Origin of the sequence: Vibrio sp. T3Y01 (genome assembly GCF_013114525.1) — a bacterium.
Lineage (GTDB): Bacteria > Pseudomonadota > Gammaproteobacteria > Enterobacterales > Vibrionaceae > Vibrio > Vibrio chagasii_B.
This window is the reverse complement of the sequence record NZ_VTXJ01000021.1, coordinates 80388-99600: the sequence shown is the minus strand read 5'-3', so window position 1 is coordinate 99600 and position 19213 is coordinate 80388. Positions and strand designations below refer to the sequence as shown.

Genomic DNA, 19213 nt, shown 5'->3' with positions numbered 1-19213 from the left:
GTAACAGGCGACATCACTCTACCAGAAGGCGTAGAAATGGTAATGCCAGGTGACAACGTTCAAATGACTGTTGAGCTAATCGCTCCAATCGCAATGGACGAAGGTCTACGTTTCGCAATCCGCGAAGGTGGCCGTACAGTTGGTGCTGGTGTTGTAGCTAAAATCTTTGCATAAGATTTGACGAACCACTAGTAAAAAGGGCATCATTTGATGCCCTTTTTCTGCGCTAAAAAAAGAGTTGAACGAATTGGCATCAATTTCAGCTCTTAGTAAAGAATTAAACAGTCTTTTTGACTAAAATGACTGTTAGATGTGTTGTTCTGCAACGCAAAGGAATGTGCCCTGCAACAGCGGGGTTATTGTCGTCTATATTTAAGACTTATCACAGGTTGGTTTTATGAAAGCAAACGCTGAAACTCCTGATAGCTCAAGTGCAGCAGATACAATGAAGTGGGTAGTCGCTTTTGTACTGTTAGCCGCTGCTGTTGTGGGTAATTACCTGTATGGTGAATTGTCTGTTGTAATTCGCGCTGCAGGTGTAGTTGTGCTGATTGCTGCCGCACTAGGCGTTGCAGCAACAACAACTAAAGGTAAAGCTGCGATCGATTTTGCAAAAGAATCTCGCATGGAGATTCGTAAAGTGGTTTGGCCTACTCGCCAAGAAACTATGCAAACTACATTGATCGTTTTAGCTGTATGTATTGTTATGTCTCTAGTGCTTTGGGGAATTGACGGCATTATGGTCCGTTTAGTTTCTCTAGCGACTGGGGTGTAGAGGGTTCTGATTCATGAGTGAAGCTCCAAAAAAACGTTGGTATGTAGTTCAAGCCTTTTCTGGTTTTGAAGGTCGTGTTGCACAATCGCTACGCGAGCATATTAAAATGCACAACATGGAAGAACTATTTGGCGATGTGCTAGTACCTACTGAAGAAGTAGTGGAAATGCGTGCTGGACAACGTCGTAAAAGTGAACGTAAATTCTTCCCTGGCTACGTATTAGTTCAAATGATCATGAATGATGAATCATGGCACTTAGTACGCAGCATTCCGCGTGTTATGGGCTTCATTGGTGGTACCTCTGATCGTCCAGCACCAATCACTGATAAAGAAGCTGATGCTATCTTGAACCGTCTAGAGAAAGCGAGCGAAGCTCCACGTCCTAAGACTATGTTCGAAGCAGGTGAAGTGGTTCGTGTTAACGATGGTCCATTTGCTGACTTCAACGGTACTGTTGAAGAAGTAGATTACGAGAAGAGCCGCATTAAGGTATCTGTATCGATCTTTGGTCGTGCAACACCGGTTGAGCTTGAATTTGGTCAGGTTGAAAAACTGGACTAAGACTCGATTAATTGAACTAAGTTGTGGATAACTTATTAGCAACTTGTTCAAAATAAAAGAGTATAAAAAATCACCTTTTTAGGGTTGTTAAAGGCGCGAATTATGATTATAATTTCGCGCCTTTTTGCTTCTATGGAAGTAAAAAGCGTTAATTGAATTTATGGGGAGCTTGCCTTACGGCTAGCGCATGTACCCAAATATTAGGAAATATCATGGCTAAGAAAGTTGAAGCTTATATCAAACTGCAAGTTGCAGCTGGTATGGCAAACCCGTCGCCACCGGTTGGTCCTGCTCTAGGTCAACACGGTGTTAACATCATGGAATTCTGTAAAGCGTTCAACGCAAAAACAGAATCTGTTGAGAAAGGTCTACCGACTCCAGTAGTTATTACTGTATACAACGACCGTTCTTTCACGTTCGTAACTAAGACTCCACCTGCTGCTGTTCTTCTTAAGAAAGCTGCTGGCGTTAAGTCTGGTTCAGGTCGTCCAAACACTGAAAAAGTGGGTACTGTAACTGACGCTCAAATCCAAGAAATCGCAGAAACTAAAGCTGCTGATATGACTGGTGCTGACATCGAAGCAATGAAGCGTTCAATCGCTGGTACTGCTCGTTCAATGGGCCTAGTGGTAGAGGGTTAATAAGATGGCAAAACTTACTAAGCGTATGCGCGTAATCCGCGACAAAGTTGACGCGACTAAAGAATACGAAATCAACGAAGCTGTTGCACTTCTTAAAGAACTAGCGACTGCTAAATTCGTTGAGTCTGTAGACGTTGCTGTTAACCTAGGCATCGATGCTCGTAAATCTGACCAAAACGTACGTGGCGCAACTGTGCTACCTCACGGTACTGGCCGTGAAATCCGCGTTGCTGTGTTCACTCAAGGTGCAAACGCAGAAGCAGCTAAAGCAGCTGGCGCAGATGTTGTTGGTATGGAAGATCTTGCTGAGCAAGTGAAGAAAGGCGAAATGAACTTCGACGTTGTTGTTGCTTCTCCAGATGCAATGCGTGTTGTTGGTCAACTAGGTACTATCCTAGGTCCACGCGGCCTTATGCCAAACCCTAAAGTTGGTACTGTAACTCCTAACGTTGCTGAAGCGGTTAAGAACGCTAAAGCTGGTCAGGTTCGTTACCGTAACGACAAGAACGGCATCATCCACACTACTATCGGCAAAGCATCTTTCGAAGCTAACCAGCTTCAAGAGAACCTAGAAGCTCTTCTAGTTGCTCTTAAGAAAGCTAAGCCTTCTTCAGCGAAAGGTACTTTCCTGAAGAAAGTAAGCATCTCTACTACTATGGGTGCTGGTGTTGCTGTTGATCAGGCTAGCCTGAACACTCAAGCAAACTAATTTGCTTAGGCGCAGATTTAGTGTATACTTCTGCGCCTAATATTTGTGGTTGGGTGATTTGAAGCAATTCAAATTATCTATCCCAAGACCGTAGGCGCTGTACTTTTCGGAGCTACAGCTTAATAAAACCTACGTAGGCGGTGCCTAATTTAAATGAAGTGATTCATATTTATTAGCATCGTAAACGCTCATTACACACTGTAATGGGTGCTGTAATCACAACCAGAGGTTAATCCAAATGGCTTTAAATCTTCAAGACAAAAAAGCAATTGTTGCTGAAGTCAACGAAGCAGCTAATGGTGCACTTTCTGCAGTTGTAGCTGATTCTCGTGGCGTTGAAGTTGGCGCAATGACTTCTCTACGTAAACAAGCTCGCGAAGCGGGTGTTTACATGAAAGTTGTTCGTAACACACTAGCACGCCGTGCGGTTCAGGGTACAGACTACGAGTGTCTAACTGACACTTTCACTGGTCCAACTCTGATCGCGTTCTCTAACGAGCACCCAGGTGCTGCAGCGCGTCTTTTCAAAGACTTCGCTAAAGAGAACAAAGATTTCGAGATCAAAGCTGCTGCATTTGAAGGCGCAGTTACTGATGCTGAAGTACTAGCGACACTACCAACTTACGACGAAGCTATCGCACGCCTAATGATGTGCATGAAAGAAGCTTCTGCTGGCAAGCTGGTTCGTACTATCGCTGCACTACGTGACCAAAAAGAAGAAGCAGCGGCTTAAGCCTTGCTTTTCACTGGTTGCAAATTAAACTTATTGTTGACTTAAAAGAGAATTGTTATGTCTATTACTAACGAGCAAATCCTAGACGCAGTTGCAGAAATGTCTGTAATGCAAGTTGTTGAGCTTATCGAAGCTATGGAAGAGAAATTCGGCGTATCAGCTGCTGCTGCAGTTGTAGCTGGTGGCGCTGCTGGCGGCGACGCTGCTGCTGAGCAAACTGAATTCGACGTTATCCTAACTTCTGCTGGTTCTAACAAAGTACAAGTTATCAAAGCTGTACGTGGCGCAACTGGCCTAGGTCTTAAAGAAGCTAAAGGTCTTGTAGACTCAGCTCCAGCACCTCTAAAAGAAGGCGTTGACAAAGCTGAAGCTGAAGCTCTTAAAGCACAGCTAGAAGAAGCTGGCGCTTCTGTTGAAGTTAAGTAATTATTACTTAATTTCTTAGCCGCAAGGCTAATGGCTGGTGGTTATTTAACCACCGGCCTTTTTGCGCTGTAGGGCTATGACGAATTTTCCGCTGTTTAAGCGTCATAACCCGAGCAAAAAAACAGTCATGTTTTCGATATGATTGTTCACTACATTAAACAGCTGTTAGTCACTACCCCCTCTGAGGAGTGTTTTGGGTAGTTTGGGTCACTTATCAGCGAGCTGAGGAACCCCATGGTTTACTCTTATACCGAGAAAAAGCGCATCCGTAAGGACTTTGGTACTCGTCCACAAGTTTTGGACATTCCATACCTGTTATCGATCCAGCTTGATTCTTTCGATAAATTCATCGAACAGGATCCAGAAGGTCAATACGGTCTTGAGGCTGCTTTTCGTTCTGTATTCCCAATTCAGAGCTACAACGGCAATTCTGAGCTGCAATACGTTAGCTACCGTCTTGGTGAGCCAGTTTTTGATGTTAAAGAATGTCAAATCCGTGGTGTAACTTACTCAAAGCCACTACGCGTTAAACTACGTCTAGTTATCTTTGATCGAGATGCGCCAGCAGGTACTGTAAAAGACATTAAAGAACAAGAAGTCTACATGGGCGAAATTCCGCTTATGACAGACAATGGTACTTTCGTAATTAATGGTACCGAGAGGGTTATCGTATCCCAGCTGCACCGAAGCCCAGGCGTGTTCTTCGACAGTGATAAGGGTAAGACCCACTCATCTGGTAAAGTTCTTTATAACGCACGTGTAATTCCTTACCGTGGCTCATGGTTAGACTTTGAGTTCGATCCTAAGGATAACTTATTCGTACGTATCGACCGTCGTCGTAAGCTACCAGCTTCAATCATCCTTCGTGCACTAGGTAAGTCAACTGAAGAGATCCTAGATCTGTTCTTCGACAAGGTGAACTTCGAAGTGAAAGACCAAACTCTTCTTATGGAGTTGGTTCCTGATCGTCTACGTGGTGAAACTGCGTCATTCGACATCGAAGCAAACGGTAAAGTTTACGTTGAGACTGGTCGTCGTGTTACTGCTCGCCACATCCGTCAACTTGAGAAAGATGGCGTTGAGCACATCGAAGTACCTGTAGAGTACATCGTTGGTAAAGTTGCATCTAAAGATTACATCAACGAAGCAACTGGCGAGATCATCGTTGGCGCGAACCAAGAGATCAGCCTAGAGGCACTTGCTAACCTATCTCAAGCAGGTCACAAAGCTCTAGAAGTACTGTTCACGAATGACCTAGACCATGGTCCATTCATGTCAGACACTCTACGTGCAGATAGCACAGTAGATCGCATCTCTGCATTGGTAGAAATCTACCGCATGATGCGTCCTGGCGAGCCACCAACGAAAGAAGCTGCAGAGTCTCTATTCGAAAGCCTATTCTTCTCAGAAGAACGCTACGATCTATCAACTGTAGGCCGTATGAAGTTCAACAGCTCTATCGAGCGTGAAGAAGAAGAAGAGCGCGGTACTCTGGATGAATCAGACATCATCGAAGTGATGAAGAAACTGATCGGCATCCGTAACGGTAAAGGCGAAGTGGACGATATCGACCACCTTGGCAACCGTCGTATCCGTTCTGTAGGTGAAATGGCAGAAAACCAATTCCGTGTTGGTCTAGTTCGTGTAGAACGTGCCGTTAAAGAGCGTCTAAGCCTTGGTGACCTTGATGCAATCATGCCTCAAGATCTAATCAACGCTAAGCCTATCTCTGCTGCAGTTAAAGAATTCTTTGGCTCTTCACAGCTTTCACAGTTCATGGACCAAAACAACCCATTGTCAGAAGTTACGCACAAGCGTCGTATCTCTGCTTTAGGTCCTGGTGGTCTTACTCGTGAGCGCGCAGGCTTCGAAGTACGTGACGTTCACGTAACTCACTACGGTCGTCTATGTCCGATCGAAACGCCTGAAGGTCCAAACATCGGTCTAATTAACTCACTGTCTGCATTTGCACGTTGTAACGATTACGGTTTCCTAGAAACTCCGTACCGTCGTGTAGTAGATGGCGTAGTAACAGACGAAGTTGATTACCTGTCTGCAATCCAAGAAGGTCAATTTGTAATCGCGCAGGCGAACACCGTTCTTACTGAAGAAGGTACGTTCGCAGATGAGCTAATCACTGCTCGTCAAAAAGGTGAATCTGGTCTTCACCCTCGCGACCACGTTGACTACATGGACGTTGCGACAAACCAAGTAGTATCTATCGCTGCATCGCTTATCCCGTTCCTAGAACACGATGATGCGAACCGTGCATTGATGGGTGCGAACATGCAACGTCAAGCGGTACCAACACTTAAGGCTGATAAGCCTCTAGTAGGTACTGGTATCGAACGTAACATCGCAGTTGACTCTGGTGTTACGGCGGTTGCTAAACGTGGCGGTATGATCCAGTCTGTGGACGCTTCTCGTATCGTAGTTAAGGTTAACGAAGATGAGCTAGTACCTGGCGAAGCTGGTATCGACATCTACAACCTAACTAAGTACACGCGTTCAAACCAGAACACATGTATCAACCAACGTCCTACAGTGCTACCGGGTGAACCTGTATCACGTGGCGACGTACTAGCTGACGGTCCTTCAACAGACCTTGGTGAGCTAGCACTTGGTCAAAACATGCGTATCGCGTTCATGCCTTGGAACGGTTACAACTTCGAAGACTCGATCTTAGTATCTGAGCGCGTAGTTCAAGAAGACCGTTTCACGACAATCCACATCCAAGAACTATCTTGTGTGGCTCGTGATACTAAGCTGGGCTCTGAAGAGATCACAGCTGATATTCCAAACGTAGGTGAGTCTGCTCTCTCTAAACTAGACGAGTCAGGTATCGTTTACATTGGTGCTGAAGTTAAGGGTGGCGACATCCTAGTTGGTAAAGTAACACCTAAAGGTGAAACTCAACTGACTCCTGAAGAGAAGCTACTACGTGCAATCTTCGGTGAGAAAGCATCTGATGTTAAAGATACTTCTCTACGTGTACCAAACTCTGTTTCGGGTACTATCATCGATGTACAAGTCTTTACTCGCGATGGCGTAGAGAAAGACAAGCGTGCACTTGAAATCGAACAGATGCAGCTTAAAGAAGCTAAGAAAGACCTAACTGAAGAGTTCCAAATTCTTGAGGGTGGCCTTCTTAACCGTGTTAAAGCTGTACTTCTGTCTGGTGGTTACTCTGAAGCTAAGCTTGATACGATCGGTCGTAAGCAATGGCTAGAGCAAGTTCTAGAAGACGATGCGCTACAAACACAGCTTGAGCAACTTGCTGAGCAGTGGGATGAGCTAAAAGCAGACTTCGATAAGAAGTTTGAAACTAAGCGTCGTAAGATCACTCAAGGTGATGATCTAGCGCCTGGCGTTCTTAAGATTGTTAAAGTTTACCTAGCGGTTAAACGTCGTATCCAGCCTGGTGATAAGATGGCGGGTCGTCACGGTAACAAAGGTGTAATCTCTAAGATTAACCCTGTTGAAGACATGCCATACGATGAGAAAGGTCAGCCTGTAGACATCGTACTTAACCCACTGGGTGTACCATCGCGTATGAACATCGGTCAGATCCTAGAAGTACACTTAGGTCTGGCAGCGAAAGGTATCGGTGACAAGATCAACCAAATGGTTAAGGAACAACAAGAACTTCATAAGTTCCGCGAGTTCCTACAGAAGGTTTATGATCTTGGTGATACTCGTCAGAAAGTTGATATTGCTGAACTGTCTGATGATCAAGTTCGTACACTGATCAAGAACCTACGTGGCGGTCTACCGATTGCTACTCCTGTGTTCGATGGTGCTTCTGAAGCGTTAATCAAAGAACTACTTAAACTGGGTGATCTGCCAGAATCTGGTCAGCTTAAACTGTTTGATGGTCGTACTGGTGACTCGTTTGAGCGTCCTGTAACTGTAGGTTACATGTACATGCTGAAACTGAACCACCTTGTTGATGACAAGATGCACGCTCGTTCTACTGGTTCGTACAGCCTAGTAACTCAGCAACCACTTGGTGGTAAAGCTCAGTTCGGTGGCCAGCGTTTCGGTGAGATGGAAGTATGGGCACTAGAAGCATACGGTGCTGCTTACACGCTTCAAGAAATGCTAACAGTTAAGTCGGATGACGTTAACGGCCGTACTAAGATGTACAAGAACATCGTAGATGGCAACCACAGCATGGAACCTGGCATGCCAGAATCGTTCAACGTACTGTTGAAAGAGATTCGCTCGCTAGGTATCAACATCGAGCTAGAAGACGAAGAGTAATCCCTTCTTTCTTTCTAGAGAAAAGAGATTATTTGGTTGAAGGTGCTCACTTTTGCGGGTGAGCCCCTTTTAACTCCTTACAGGAGCTGATTGTGAAAGACTTATTAAACTTTCTAAAAGCGCAGCATAAGACCGAAGAATTTGATGCAATCAAAATCGGTCTATCTTCACCAGACATGATCCGTTCATGGTCTTTCGGTGAAGTTAAAAAACCTGAAACGATCAACTATCGTACGTTCAAACCTGAACGCGATGGTCTGTTCTGTGCGCGTATTTTTGGTCCAGTTAAAGACTACGAATGTCTTTGTGGTAAATACAAGCGTCTGAAACACCGTGGTGTTATCTGTGAGAAGTGTGGCGTAGAAGTTACACAAACTAAAGTTCGTCGTGACCGTATGGGCCACATCGAGCTTGCTTCACCAGTTGCTCACATCTGGTTCCTAAAATCGCTACCGTCTCGTATCGGTCTACTAATGGATATCCCTCTACGTGATATCGAACGTGTTCTTTACTTCGAAATGTACGTAGTAACTGAACCAGGTATGACTGATCTAGAAAAATCTCAGATGCTTACTGAAGAAGAGTATCTAGATCGCCTAGAAGAGTGGGGTGATGAATTCACTGCTAAGATGGGTGCAGAAGCGATCAAAGATCTGCTTGCAACAATGGACCTTCATCAAGAAGTGGAAGAAATGCGCGAAGAGTTGGAAACAACTAACTCTGAAACTAAGCGTAAGAAGATCACTAAGCGCCTGAAGCTAGTTGAAGCGTTCATTGCATCGGGTAACGATCCGCAATGGATGATTCTGACTGTACTTCCGGTTCTTCCGCCAGATCTACGTCCTCTAGTACCACTAGATGGCGGTCGTTTTGCGACTTCAGATCTGAACGACCTTTACCGTCGTGTGATCAACCGTAACAACCGTTTGAAGCGTCTTCTAGAGCTAGCTGCTCCGGACATCATCGTACGTAACGAAAAGCGTATGCTGCAAGAGTCTGTTGATGCACTTCTAGATAACGGTCGTCGCGGTCGTGCAATCACAGGTTCGAACAAGCGTCCTCTGAAATCTCTTGCTGATATGATCAAGGGTAAACAAGGTCGTTTCCGTCAGAACCTTCTAGGTAAACGTGTAGACTACTCTGGCCGTTCTGTAATCACAGTAGGTCCATACCTTCGTCTACATCAGTGTGGTCTTCCTAAGAAGATGGCACTTGAGCTATTTAAGCCGTTCATCTACAGCAAGCTAGAGACTCGTGGCATGGCTACGACAATCAAAGCTGCTAAGAAGATGGTAGAGCGCGAAGAAGCGATCGTTTGGGATATCCTAGACGAAGTTATCCGCGAACACCCAGTACTACTTAACCGTGCACCTACACTTCACCGTCTAGGTATCCAAGCGTTTGAACCAGTACTAATCGAAGGTAAAGCGATTCAGCTTCACCCACTAGTGTGTGCGGCATACAACGCCGACTTCGATGGTGACCAAATGGCGGTACACGTGCCTCTAACTCTAGAAGCACAGCTTGAAGCACGTACACTGATGATGTCGACAAACAACATTCTGTCGCCAGCGTCAGGTGATCCGATCATCGTACCTTCTCAGGACGTTGTATTGGGTCTTTACTACATGACTCGTGAAAAGATCAACGTGAAAGGCGAAGGTATGTACCTTGCTGGCCCTGAAGAGGCTGAGAAGGCATACCGTACTAAGACTGCTGAGCTTCACGCTCGCGTTAAAGTTCGTATCACTGAGACCGTAGTAGACGAAGATGGTAACAGCACTACTGAAACGAAGCTGGTTGACACAACAGTTGGCCGTGCAATGCTATGGCAAATCGTTCCAGCTGGTCTACCGTACAGCATCGTTAACCAAAAGCTAGGTAAGAAGCAAATTTCTAACCTACTTAACGAAGCGTACCGTAAGCTTGGTCTTAAGGACACAGTAGTATTCGCTGACCAAATCATGTACGCAGGTTTTGCATACGCTGCACTTTCAGGTGTTTCTGTAGGTATCGACGATATGGTTGTACCTCAAGCGAAATACGATGAAATTGAATCTGCTGAAGAAGAAGTTCGCGAAATCCAAGAGCAATTCCAATCTGGTCTTGTTACTGCGGGTGAGCGTTACAACAAAGTTATCGATATCTGGGCATCTACGAATGACCGCGTTGCGAAAGCGATGATGGATAACCTATCTTCTGAAACAGTTATCAACCGTGACGGCGAAGAAGAACAGCAAGAATCGTTCAACAGCATCTACATGATGGCCGACTCGGGCGCACGTGGTTCTGCAGCTCAGATTCGTCAGCTAGCAGGTATGCGTGGTCTGATGGCGCGTCCAGATGGTTCAATCATCGAAACGCCGATCACTGCGAACTTTAAAGAAGGTCTAAACGTCCTTCAGTACTTTATCTCAACGCACGGTGCTCGTAAGGGTCTTGCGGATACGGCACTGAAAACAGCGAACTCGGGTTACCTAACTCGTCGTCTAGTAGACGTTGCTCAAGACGTTGTAGTACACGAACATGACTGTGGCACGCACGAAGGTATCGACATGATGCCTCACATCGAAGGTGGTGACGTTAAAGTTGCACTTTCTGAGCTTGCTCTAGGTCGTGTAGTAGCTGAAGACGTTCTTAAGCCTGGTACTGAAGATGTACTGATCCCACGTAATACTCTGATTGATGAGAAGTGGTGTCAGATCATGGAAGACAACTCTGTAGATAGCATGAAAGTGCGTTCTGTTGTTACCTGTGATGCAGACTTCGGTTGTTGTGCACAGTGTTACGGTCGTGACCTAGCACGTGGCCACCTAGTGAACCAAGGTGAAGCAGTTGGTGTTATCGCTGCACAGTCTATCGGTGAACCGGGTACACAGCTAACGATGCGTACGTTCCACATCGGTGGTGCGGCATCTACTGCAGCAGCAGAGAACAGCATCCAAGCTAAGACAACTGGTACTGTGAAACTTCACAACGCTAAGTTCGTAATCAACAAAGACAAGAAGCTAGTTATCACTTCTCGTGCATCTGAGATGACGATTATTGATGAGTTCGGTCGTACTAAAGAGAAGCACAAACTTCCTTACGGTTCTGTACTGAGCAAAGCGGACAACGACGCAGTAGAAGCTGGCGAAGTTGTAGCTAACTGGGAAGCGCACACTATGCCAATCATCACTGAAGTGGCAGGTCGCATCCAGTTCGTTGATATGATCGATGGCGTAACTGTTTCTCGTCAAACGGATGATCTAACTGGTCTTTCTTCTTCTGAAGTTACAGACGCAGCGGCTCGTCCAGCAGCAGGTAAAGATATGCGTCCAGCTATCAAACTTGTTGACGAGCAAGGTAACGATGTAATGATCCCTGGTACAGAAATGCCAGCTCACTACTTCCTACCTGGTAAAGCGATTGTAAACATTGAAGATGGCGCTGAAGTTGGCATTGGTGACACACTATCTCGTATCCCTCAGAAATCTGGCGGTAACAAAGATATCACCGGTGGTCTACCACGCGTAGCAGACCTATTCGAAGCTCGTAAGCCAAAAGAGCCTGCGATCCTTGCTGAGCACACAGGTACTGTGTCTTTCGGTAAAGAAACGAAAGGTAAGCGTCGTCTAGTAATCACTCGTGAAGGTGGTGACACTTACGAAGAGATGATTCCTAAGCATCGTCAATTGAACGTGTTCGAAGGTGAGAAGATTGAACGTGGTGATGTAATCGCCGACGGTCCTGAAACTCCACACGATATCCTGCGTCTACGTGGTATCCACGCAGTAACTCAGTACATCGCGAACGAAGTTCAAGAAGTTTACCGCTTACAAGGCGTTAAGATTAACGATAAGCACATTGAGACTATCGTTCGTCAAATGCTACGTAAGTGTACAATCACACATTCTGGTGACTCTCAGTTCCTACCTGGCGAACAAGTTGAGTACCACAACGTGAAGATTGCTAACCGTAAGCTAGAAGCTGAAGGTAAAGAACTAGTACGTTTCGAACGTGATCTACTAGGTATTACTAAAGCGTCTCTTGCAACTGAGTCATTCATCTCAGCTGCATCGTTCCAAGAAACGACTCGCGTACTAACAGAAGCTGCGGTTTCTGGTAAGCGTGATGACCTTCGCGGTCTGAAAGAGAACGTAATTGTTGGTCGTCTGATTCCAGCTGGTACTGGTTTCGCATACCACCAAGAGCGTCAAGCTAAGCGTGAAGAAGAGCAGGAAGGTCCATCAGCTGAACAAGCTACTGACAACCTTGCAGCACTTCTAAATGCAGGTTTCTCTTCAGAAGAGTAATCTCTAAGAGATAACAAAAAGGCACCTTCGGGTGCCTTTTTTGTATCTGGCGTTTGGGTTATTGGTGTATGTGTTTAGGCCTGCTTTTACTGATGCTAGCCGGTAAATCGCAAGCATTGGTGGAAAGAGGATAATCGTGGATGAGTCGTAGATACGGTTTGGTGGTTTGCTGGTGGTACTTAGACTTCAACAAAGTTGAGTGGGTAGGGGAATTATGGGCAAAACAAAAAGCTTGCACAGAGGCAAGCTTCTTAAGGGTTCAGTTAACTAAGCGCCTGGTGGAATCGCTAAGCTGTCTGCAATAAGCTGGATAAGATTATCTTCTACTTCAAAACGCACTTCGAGTAGTTCACCTACTTTCGACATATCTCCTTCGAAGCTAGGCAACTCATCGTTTGCACTTACTTTAACGTACTTATCATTGAACTCTAGAAGCGGCTCGGTTGTGAGTACGATCTTCGCGTAAGTTGTATCAATCTCGTCATTGGTTTTAAAGCCTGTTGCTTGCCATTTCTTCATGACCATATCGTAGATCTTAAAATGGCCTTCTGAGATATAATCGACAACATGATCGCAGAATGAGCTTATTTCTTTAGGAGAAGGGAGTTCAACAACGTTTGATTGCCCGTTGCTAGCTGGCTGCAAGGCACCTAGCTTGCAATATTCGACGATGAGAGCTTGTCGAGTTTCGAGCCAATGATCGATGACCTCGCTTGAGCCACCCCATTGTTCTTGTATTTGTTTAAATTTATTTAGCATGACCATGTCCTCATGATCTGATCACAACCTTGTGATCATTGAAATTGCCTAAGCAGGGTCCGTTTATCGATATCTACTAAAAGTAATAGCTTGAAATATTCTCTGCCACAACTCTAGTATGAAATTAGATTGCCAGTAAAATGAACGAACTGCAAGCAATGAGGCATAGGGATGTTAAAAAAAAGTGATAAGAAAATGACAGAGCAAGCTTATTGGTGCGTCGTTTCCGGTAGTGATATTTGGGTTGATAATGACCAGTTTCCTTTCGGCTCCGCTGATGAACTTGGGCTCAGTGTTGAGCACGCAATCTGCATTGGTCAGCATCAAGGTCGCAAAGTGTACTGGTTGAACGACTGTGATGTTGAGCGTGAGCTGACGATGGCCAACCTAAGAGAGTTATTACACTGGCCTGAATCGAGTTTTCTTACTGCAAGTAAAGCCATCCAATATGGCCATATGACCCAGAGCATGCGTTTCTGCCCGCAGTGTGGTGGTCGCAATCACCTAAACCACAATCAAGTGGCGATGCAGTGTGGAGACTGTCGTACTCTGCATTACCCGCGCATTTTCCCATGCATCATTGTCGCTGTACGAAACGATAACAAGATATTACTCGCGCAGCACCCAAGACATAAAACGGGCATGTATACCGTTATAGCGGGCTTTCTAGAGGTCGGAGAGACCTTAGAACAGTGCGTAGCACGCGAAGTGAAAGAAGAAACGGGGATTGATGTAGGGAATGTTCGCTATTTTGGCAGCCAACCCTGGGCATTCCCGTCGAGTATGATGATGGGTTTTCTTGCTGACTATGCTGGTGGTACGCTCAAGCCAGATTATAGCGAGCTATCTGACGCGCAATGGTTTGACGTGACGACTCTGCCAGATGTGGCGCCAGTGGGCACCATTGCTAGACAACTGATAGAGAAAACGGTTGATGACGTGATTAAAGCAGGCGCAGCTGAACAAGCATTGGAGCACTAAATTGCCTACAGTAGTATTTGGCCTATGGGTGGTCAAAAGCTAAAAAAAACCCTCCACAAGTGGAGGGGGTAAGTAAGATGTCGTTATGAGATGCTGAGTAGTGACTACTCAGGTGTTATAATTGTAATTTTCGCTAGCGAACAAATTTTTAACATGCTCCCTTAATTGGGTGCAAATTAAGCATTGATTTAAAAGTTAATAACTTGATCTAGGTTGCAAAGCACACAGCTTTTACCCCTCAATCAGTGTTAGAATACTTGCTATCAAAACTAGACAAGATTGAATTGGAATTTAACGGAATGACCGAATTAAAGAACGATCGCTATTTACGCGCACTTTTAAAGCAGCCTGTTGATTACACACCGGTATGGATGATGCGCCAAGCTGGCCGCTATCTTCCAGAGTACAAAGCAACGCGTGCTGAAGCAGGCGATTTCATGTCTTTGTGCAAAAACGCGGAACTTGCATCAGAAGTAACCCTTCAACCTTTACGTCGTTTCCCGCTTGATGCGGCAATCTTGTTCTCTGACATCCTAACGATCCCTGATGCTATGGGCCTAGGTTTGTACTTTGAAACAGGTGAAGGTCCTAAGTTTGAGCGTCCTATCACGTGTAAAGCTGACGTAGAAAAAATTGGCCTGCCAGATCCAGAAGGTGAGCTTCAATACGTAATGAACGCAGTACGCCAGATCCGTAAAGATCTAAAAGGCGAAGTGCCACTGATTGGTTTCTCTGGTAGCCCATGGACTCTAGCGACTTACATGGTTGAAGGTGGCAGCTCTAAAGCGTTCACTAAGATCAAGAAGATGATGTACGCAGAGCCACAAACGCTGCACCTACTTCTAGATAAGCTGGCTGACAGTGTCATCGAATACCTAAACGCGCAAATCAAAGCGGGTGCTCAATCGGTGATGGTATTTGATACATGGGGTGGTGTACTGACTCCTCGTGATTACAACCTATTCTCACTGCAATACATGCACAAAATCGTTGACGGTCTGATCCGTGAAAACGATGGTCGTCGTGTACCAGTAACACTATTCACTAAGAACGGTGGCATGTGGCTAGAGCAGATCGCAGCAACGGGCTGTGATGCAGTTGGCCTAGACTGGACTATCAACATCCAAGACGCAGTTAAGCGTGTGGGTGATAAGGTTGCTCTGCAAGGTAACATGGATCCTTCAATGCTTTATGCTTCTCCAGAGCGTATCCGTGAAGAAGTATCGACTATCCTTGAAGGCTTTGGTAATGCGGGTACTGGCCACGTATTTAACCTAGGCCACGGTATTCACTTAGATGTGCCGCCAGAAAACGCTGGTGTGTTCGTTGACGCTGTTCACGAACTGTCTAAGCCTTACCATAAGTAATTCTGAGTAAGATAATTGAAAGCGCTGCTGGGTAACCAGCAGCGCTTTTTTTATTGCCTTCAGATTGGTAATTCTATACTCGTTTAATTTCGGTTGTGTGCAGTTCATTAGGCATTTAGATCATAGTAGGCCAAATGCTCTGAGATGTGTTTGCGGATGTAAGGAATAACCTCACTTTCAAACCATGGGTTCTTCTTGAGCCAGATATTATTGCGTGGTGAAGGGTGGGGAAGTGGTAAAAACTCTGGTGCCCAAACCTGCCAGTTTTTGACGGTCTCTGTCAGCGTATTGGTGGTTCTTTGCTTCAAGTAATAGTTTTGCGCATACTGACCAATCAAAAGTGTCATTTGAATATTGGGCAGTGACTGCAATACTTTCTTATGCCAGAGCTCTGCGCACTCTTTGCGCGGTGGTAGATCGCCACTCTTTCCTTTACCTGGGTAGCAGAACCCCATAGGTACAATCGCGACCTTTTGTTCGTCATAAAAGGTATCGCTGCCTATCCCTAGCCACTCTCTTAATCTTTCCCCACTGGCATCATTCCATGGGATGTATGACTCATGTACCTTGATACCCGGCGCTTGACCAATGATTAACAAGCGCGCGTTTGGGTGTGCTTGAATGACAGGGTTGGCACCGTGTGAGAGGTGAGGCTCACACGCAGTGCATTGTCGTATCTCTTTAAGTAGTGAAGAGGACATCAGTAGCCTTTATTAAAATCAATGACATGGTTTAGGGTAAAGCCATCTCGCCACTGTTGGTAATTCTCAGCAAAGATCTCTACCACTTGTCTCGGTTCACTGAGTGCAGCGATATGTGGCGTAATGGTGACTTGTGGTAGCTTCCAGAAAGGGTGATCTTGCGAAAGGGGCTCGCTTTCAAACACATCAAGAAATGCATGCTCAACCCAACGGTTTTTAATCGCCAGCAACAGCGCTTTGTTGTCGATGCCTTCGCCTCTGCCAACATTAAATAGCAGCACGTTAGAACAATAACCAAGGGTCGTTTGGTTGAGCAGTTGGTAGGTTTCAGCGGTCGAAGGCAAGGTGTTGACCACAATGTCCGCTTGCTTGAGAGCTGCCTCCAGTTCATTGATATGGAAAGTGTCTTTAAAGGTTTCTTGCTTCGATGGGATACCAGTACGGTTGACACCAATGGTATGAATGCCAAACGCCGCAGCGGTTTTTGCTAAATGGCTGCCGATAGACCCTGTGCCTAAAATCACCATAGTTTTGTCAGTTAGGCTAGAATAAAGCTGAGGCTGCCAGTTTCGTTGCTGTTGTTGCTGGTGGTAGTGACGGAAGTGTCTAAAATGGCTGATTGCGTAACCCAAAACGTACTCCGCGATAGCTGGGCCGAAGATACCTTTTACATTGGTTAGCGTGTAATCCTGACGAAGTTCTGGTTGAGTGAGCTTATTGATGCCAGCGTAGGTGCTTTGTACCCACTCAAGCGTTTTAAACTCATTAAGACGCTCGGCTATCAGGGGAGGCGACGCTAATACAATCTCAGCTAACTCGGGGTTTTGAGTGATTTCTAGGTCGGGTAAATCCCGGTTTAGAATCAGTTGCGTATAGGTATCGTCATGCTCAGTCATAATATAGAGCTTATTCGTAAAATTGTTCATCGGCTTACCTTTTCCCCCCAGAGTTTATCAAGTACACTTTCGCTGTCTTTTTCTGCAATTATTGAGTGACTATGCTTCAGAATCCACTGCAGGTTCGTCTTGAAAAGTTAGAACCTTGGCAACAAATTACCTTTATGGCGTGTCTGTGTGAGCGTATGTACCCTAACTATGCCATGTTTTGTGAGAATACAGAATTTGCCGAAGCTCGCATCTATCGTGATGTTTTGGATAGCATTTGGGAAATCCTAACGGTAAAAACGGCAAAGGTGAACTTTGAACGCCAATTAGAGAAAGTTGAAGAGCTTTTCCCTAGCGCAGACGATTTTGACTTCTATGGTGTTTACCCTGCAATGGACGCTTGCCAAGGTTTGGCAACGCTTGTTCATGGCCTGCTTGACCGCGAGCACATGTTTGAAGCCGTGATTAAAGTGAGCCAACAGTCGGTGAAGACGGTTGCTGAGCTTGAGTTTGCTCAAGGTGCTGAAGAAGTGACTAACGAAAACCAGAAAGAAAACGAAGCGGTATGTGAAGAGTGGGACGTTCAGTGGGCTATCTTCCGACCATTGCGTGAAACGACGGAACGTGACATCGAGTTGATTAAAGACCTACGTCATGAACTGCGTGAAGAACCCGTTAGTAACATTGGTGTTGCTCTGTAATTCAACATCGCACCAAAGTACGAATAAAAACAAAGGCTCCCAAGGGAGCCTTTGTTGTATCCATTGATAGCAAATTACGATTAAGCGTCTTTTTTATCTGCTTTTGACGTTTGCTCTTCATCCGCTAGTTTTGAATCTGAGTTATCGTCTTCTGCTGAAGCTTCTTGCTCTAGCTCGTCTTCTTCATCGCGGTTTTCGATCACACCGTGGGTTTCTTTCCACTTTTCCCAACGCTGAAATGCCAGTTCCTGCATGTCGGTCGTCTTATCCGCTTCGTCAACGATCTCTTCGCCAACAAGGTGTTCAAAAATGTCTTCTAGGGTAATGATGCCTTGGATAGTGCCGTACTCATCAACCACGAGAGATAGCTGTAAACGTTGAGCCATCATTTGGTCAAACGCTTTTGGTAACGGTAAGTTATTCAGTAATACATGAATAGGGCGCATCACATCGCCTAGAGATTTCTCTCCGCTGCCAGCTTGTTGAAGCCTAAACAGCTCTAAGCGGTGCACAAAACCGATGATGTTGTCACTCTGCTCGCTGTAAACCAACGGACGTGAGAATGGCGTATCTTTATGATCCGCTAGGAACTGATTGATACTCATCTCAGCATCGACACGGAATACTACTGGTCGCGGTGTCATTACTTGCGTCACAGGTACATCTTGAATGCCAAGCAGGTTGCTTAGGATTTTCGATTCGCCTTCTGCAAATTCACCACTCTCTTTTGCCAAAATCGCCATCGCAGACAATTCATCTCGCATTTTTGGTGCTTCGTGACCACGAGCTAGGCGCTTAGTGATCTGCTCAGAGAACCAAACAAACGGTGTTAGGAAGAACACCATCCAACGGAGCACGCTCGCCGATGCTGGCGCAAGTTGACGCCAGTAAGTTGCTCCAATGGTTTTTGGAACAATCTCAGACAGTACCAAAATACCTAGAGTTAGCACGGCAGAGAATACACCTAGCCATTGGCTACCAAAAACCACCGCCGCTTGTGCACCTGCTGTCGCAGCACCGATTGTGTGCGCGATGGTGTTAAGCGTTAAAATTGACGCCAGTGGGCGGTCGATGTCTGTTTTCAGTTTGTCTAATGACTCTGCTGCAGGATGCCCATTTTGTTTTAGTTGAGCGATGTAGCTCGGACTAATACTCAAAAGTACAGCTTCCAAAACAGAACAAATGAAAGAAACTCCAATGGCGATGGAGACGTAAATAGTTAGCAGCAGCATGTTTGCCCTTAAATTAAATTGTACGCTTTATCAGCGATTCAGCGTGGATTATAGAGAAAAAGTAGTGGCTAGGTCATCATTAATTTTGCGCTCAGCCCCTTTTAAACAAGGGCTTGCTTAAATAAATCAGTAACAAATTGTGAGTTATTACTCATATTATGGCTAAAACTACGGCATTAGAGTC

The 19213-nt window shown here is 45.4% G+C and carries 15 protein-coding genes and 1 pseudogene; 12 read left to right on the top strand and 4 right to left on the bottom strand.

The window, feature by feature from the left end; all coding sequences use genetic code 11:
* The 9 genes and pseudogenes from tuf to rpoC all read left to right on the top strand — a co-directional run.
* Positions 1-174 (top strand): annotated as a pseudogene (tuf, locus tag F0232_RS19560) (elongation factor Tu); the annotation flags it as partial.
* 223 nt (positions 175-397) lie between these two features.
* Positions 398-775, top strand: a complete 378-nt coding sequence (secE, locus tag F0232_RS19555; protein WP_004737071.1) for a preprotein translocase subunit SecE — start codon at positions 398-400, stop codon at positions 773-775.
* 13 nt (positions 776-788) lie between these two features.
* Entirely contained in the window at positions 789-1337 is a 549-nt protein-coding gene (nusG, locus tag F0232_RS19550) for a transcription termination/antitermination protein NusG (RefSeq protein WP_032549909.1), read from the top strand.
* A 212-nt stretch (positions 1338-1549) separates the two neighbouring features.
* A complete protein-coding gene (gene rplK / locus F0232_RS19545; RefSeq protein ID WP_026084318.1) occupies positions 1550-1978 on the top strand; it encodes a 50S ribosomal protein L11 in 429 nt (142 codons plus the stop codon).
* Positions 1979-1982: 4 nt separating this feature from the next.
* Complete coding sequence (gene rplA, locus F0232_RS19540) at positions 1983-2687, top strand: 50S ribosomal protein L1 (protein ID WP_061034325.1); 705 nt, start codon at positions 1983-1985, stop codon at positions 2685-2687.
* A gap of 238 nt (positions 2688-2925) precedes the next feature.
* Positions 2926-3420, top strand: a complete 495-nt coding sequence (rplJ, locus tag F0232_RS19535) for a 50S ribosomal protein L10 (RefSeq protein WP_004737075.1) — start codon at positions 2926-2928, stop codon at positions 3418-3420.
* 57 nt (positions 3421-3477) lie between these two features.
* Entirely contained in the window at positions 3478-3846 is a 369-nt protein-coding gene (gene rplL, locus F0232_RS19530; protein WP_061034324.1) for a 50S ribosomal protein L7/L12, read from the top strand.
* Between the two features lie 234 nt (positions 3847-4080).
* Complete coding sequence (gene rpoB / locus F0232_RS19525) at positions 4081-8109, top strand: DNA-directed RNA polymerase subunit beta (RefSeq protein ID WP_008224041.1); 4029 nt, start codon at positions 4081-4083, stop codon at positions 8107-8109.
* Positions 8110-8201: 92 nt separating this feature from the next.
* Complete coding sequence (rpoC, locus tag F0232_RS19520; protein ID WP_061034323.1) at positions 8202-12404, top strand: DNA-directed RNA polymerase subunit beta'; 4203 nt, start codon at positions 8202-8204, stop codon at positions 12402-12404.
* 267 nt (positions 12405-12671) lie between these two features.
* Here rpoC and rsd read toward each other — a convergent pair whose 3' ends face one another.
* Entirely contained in the window at positions 12672-13169 is a 498-nt protein-coding gene (gene rsd, locus F0232_RS19515; protein WP_105057680.1) for a sigma D regulator, read from the bottom strand.
* 165 nt (positions 13170-13334) lie between these two features.
* Between rsd and nudC the strand changes: the two genes are divergently transcribed.
* A complete protein-coding gene (gene nudC, locus F0232_RS19510; protein WP_105057679.1) occupies positions 13335-14144 on the top strand; it encodes an NAD(+) diphosphatase in 810 nt (269 codons plus the stop codon).
* A 299-nt stretch (positions 14145-14443) separates the two neighbouring features.
* On the top strand, positions 14444-15511 hold the full coding sequence (gene hemE, locus F0232_RS19505; RefSeq protein WP_105057678.1) for a uroporphyrinogen decarboxylase: 1068 nt from the start codon (positions 14444-14446) through the stop codon (positions 15509-15511).
* Positions 15512-15618: 107 nt separating this feature from the next.
* Here hemE and F0232_RS19500 read toward each other — a convergent pair whose 3' ends face one another.
* On the bottom strand, positions 15619-16212 hold the full coding sequence (locus F0232_RS19500) for a uracil-DNA glycosylase family protein (protein WP_105057677.1): 594 nt from the start codon (positions 16210-16212) through the stop codon (positions 15619-15621).
* Complete coding sequence (locus F0232_RS19495; RefSeq protein WP_105057676.1) at positions 16212-17138, bottom strand: D-2-hydroxyacid dehydrogenase; 927 nt, start codon at positions 17136-17138, stop codon at positions 16212-16214. Before F0232_RS19495 ends, F0232_RS19500 begins: the two co-directional genes overlap by 1 nt.
* A 71-nt stretch (positions 17139-17209) precedes the next feature.
* On the opposite strand from F0232_RS19495, the gene F0232_RS19490 reads away from it, so the two are divergent.
* Positions 17210-17797 (top strand): YjaG family protein, encoded by a 588-nt coding sequence (locus F0232_RS19490; protein WP_061033578.1) that lies wholly within the window; start codon positions 17210-17212, stop codon positions 17795-17797.
* An 80-nt stretch (positions 17798-17877) separates the two neighbouring features.
* Here F0232_RS19490 and F0232_RS19485 read toward each other — a convergent pair whose 3' ends face one another.
* Positions 17878-19029, bottom strand: coding sequence for a CNNM domain-containing protein (locus F0232_RS19485; protein ID WP_105057675.1), 1152 nt, complete (start codon positions 19027-19029; stop codon positions 17878-17880).
* Positions 19030-19213: the final 184 nt, after the last annotated feature.

What these genes read in the sequence shown, in the direction of transcription:
- secE (WP_004737071.1), top strand. Translation starts at nt 398, where the DNA reads ATGAAAGCAAACGCTGAAACTCCTGATAGCTCAAGTGCAGCAGATACA.
- nusG (WP_032549909.1), top strand. Translation starts at nt 789, where the DNA reads ATGAGTGAAGCTCCAAAAAAACGTTGGTATGTAGTTCAAGCCTTTTCT.
- rplK (WP_026084318.1), top strand. Translation starts at nt 1,550, where the DNA reads ATGGCTAAGAAAGTTGAAGCTTATATCAAACTGCAAGTTGCAGCTGGT.
- rplA (WP_061034325.1), top strand. Translation starts at nt 1,983, where the DNA reads ATGGCAAAACTTACTAAGCGTATGCGCGTAATCCGCGACAAAGTTGAC.
- rplJ (WP_004737075.1), top strand. Translation starts at nt 2,926, where the DNA reads ATGGCTTTAAATCTTCAAGACAAAAAAGCAATTGTTGCTGAAGTCAAC.
- rplL (WP_061034324.1), top strand. Translation starts at nt 3,478, where the DNA reads ATGTCTATTACTAACGAGCAAATCCTAGACGCAGTTGCAGAAATGTCT.
- rpoB (WP_008224041.1), top strand. Translation starts at nt 4,081, where the DNA reads ATGGTTTACTCTTATACCGAGAAAAAGCGCATCCGTAAGGACTTTGGT.
- rsd (WP_105057680.1), bottom strand. Translation starts at nt 13,169, where the DNA reads ATGGTCATGCTAAATAAATTTAAACAAATACAAGAACAATGGGGTGGC.
- nudC (WP_105057679.1), top strand. Translation starts at nt 13,335, where the DNA reads ATGTTAAAAAAAAGTGATAAGAAAATGACAGAGCAAGCTTATTGGTGC.
- hemE (WP_105057678.1), top strand. Translation starts at nt 14,444, where the DNA reads ATGACCGAATTAAAGAACGATCGCTATTTACGCGCACTTTTAAAGCAG.
- F0232_RS19500 (WP_105057677.1), bottom strand. Translation starts at nt 16,212, where the DNA reads ATGTCCTCTTCACTACTTAAAGAGATACGACAATGCACTGCGTGTGAG.
- F0232_RS19495 (WP_105057676.1), bottom strand. Translation starts at nt 17,138, where the DNA reads ATGAACAATTTTACGAATAAGCTCTATATTATGACTGAGCATGACGAT.
- F0232_RS19490 (WP_061033578.1), top strand. Translation starts at nt 17,210, where the DNA reads ATGCTTCAGAATCCACTGCAGGTTCGTCTTGAAAAGTTAGAACCTTGG.
- F0232_RS19485 (WP_105057675.1), bottom strand. Translation starts at nt 19,029, where the DNA reads ATGCTGCTGCTAACTATTTACGTCTCCATCGCCATTGGAGTTTCTTTC.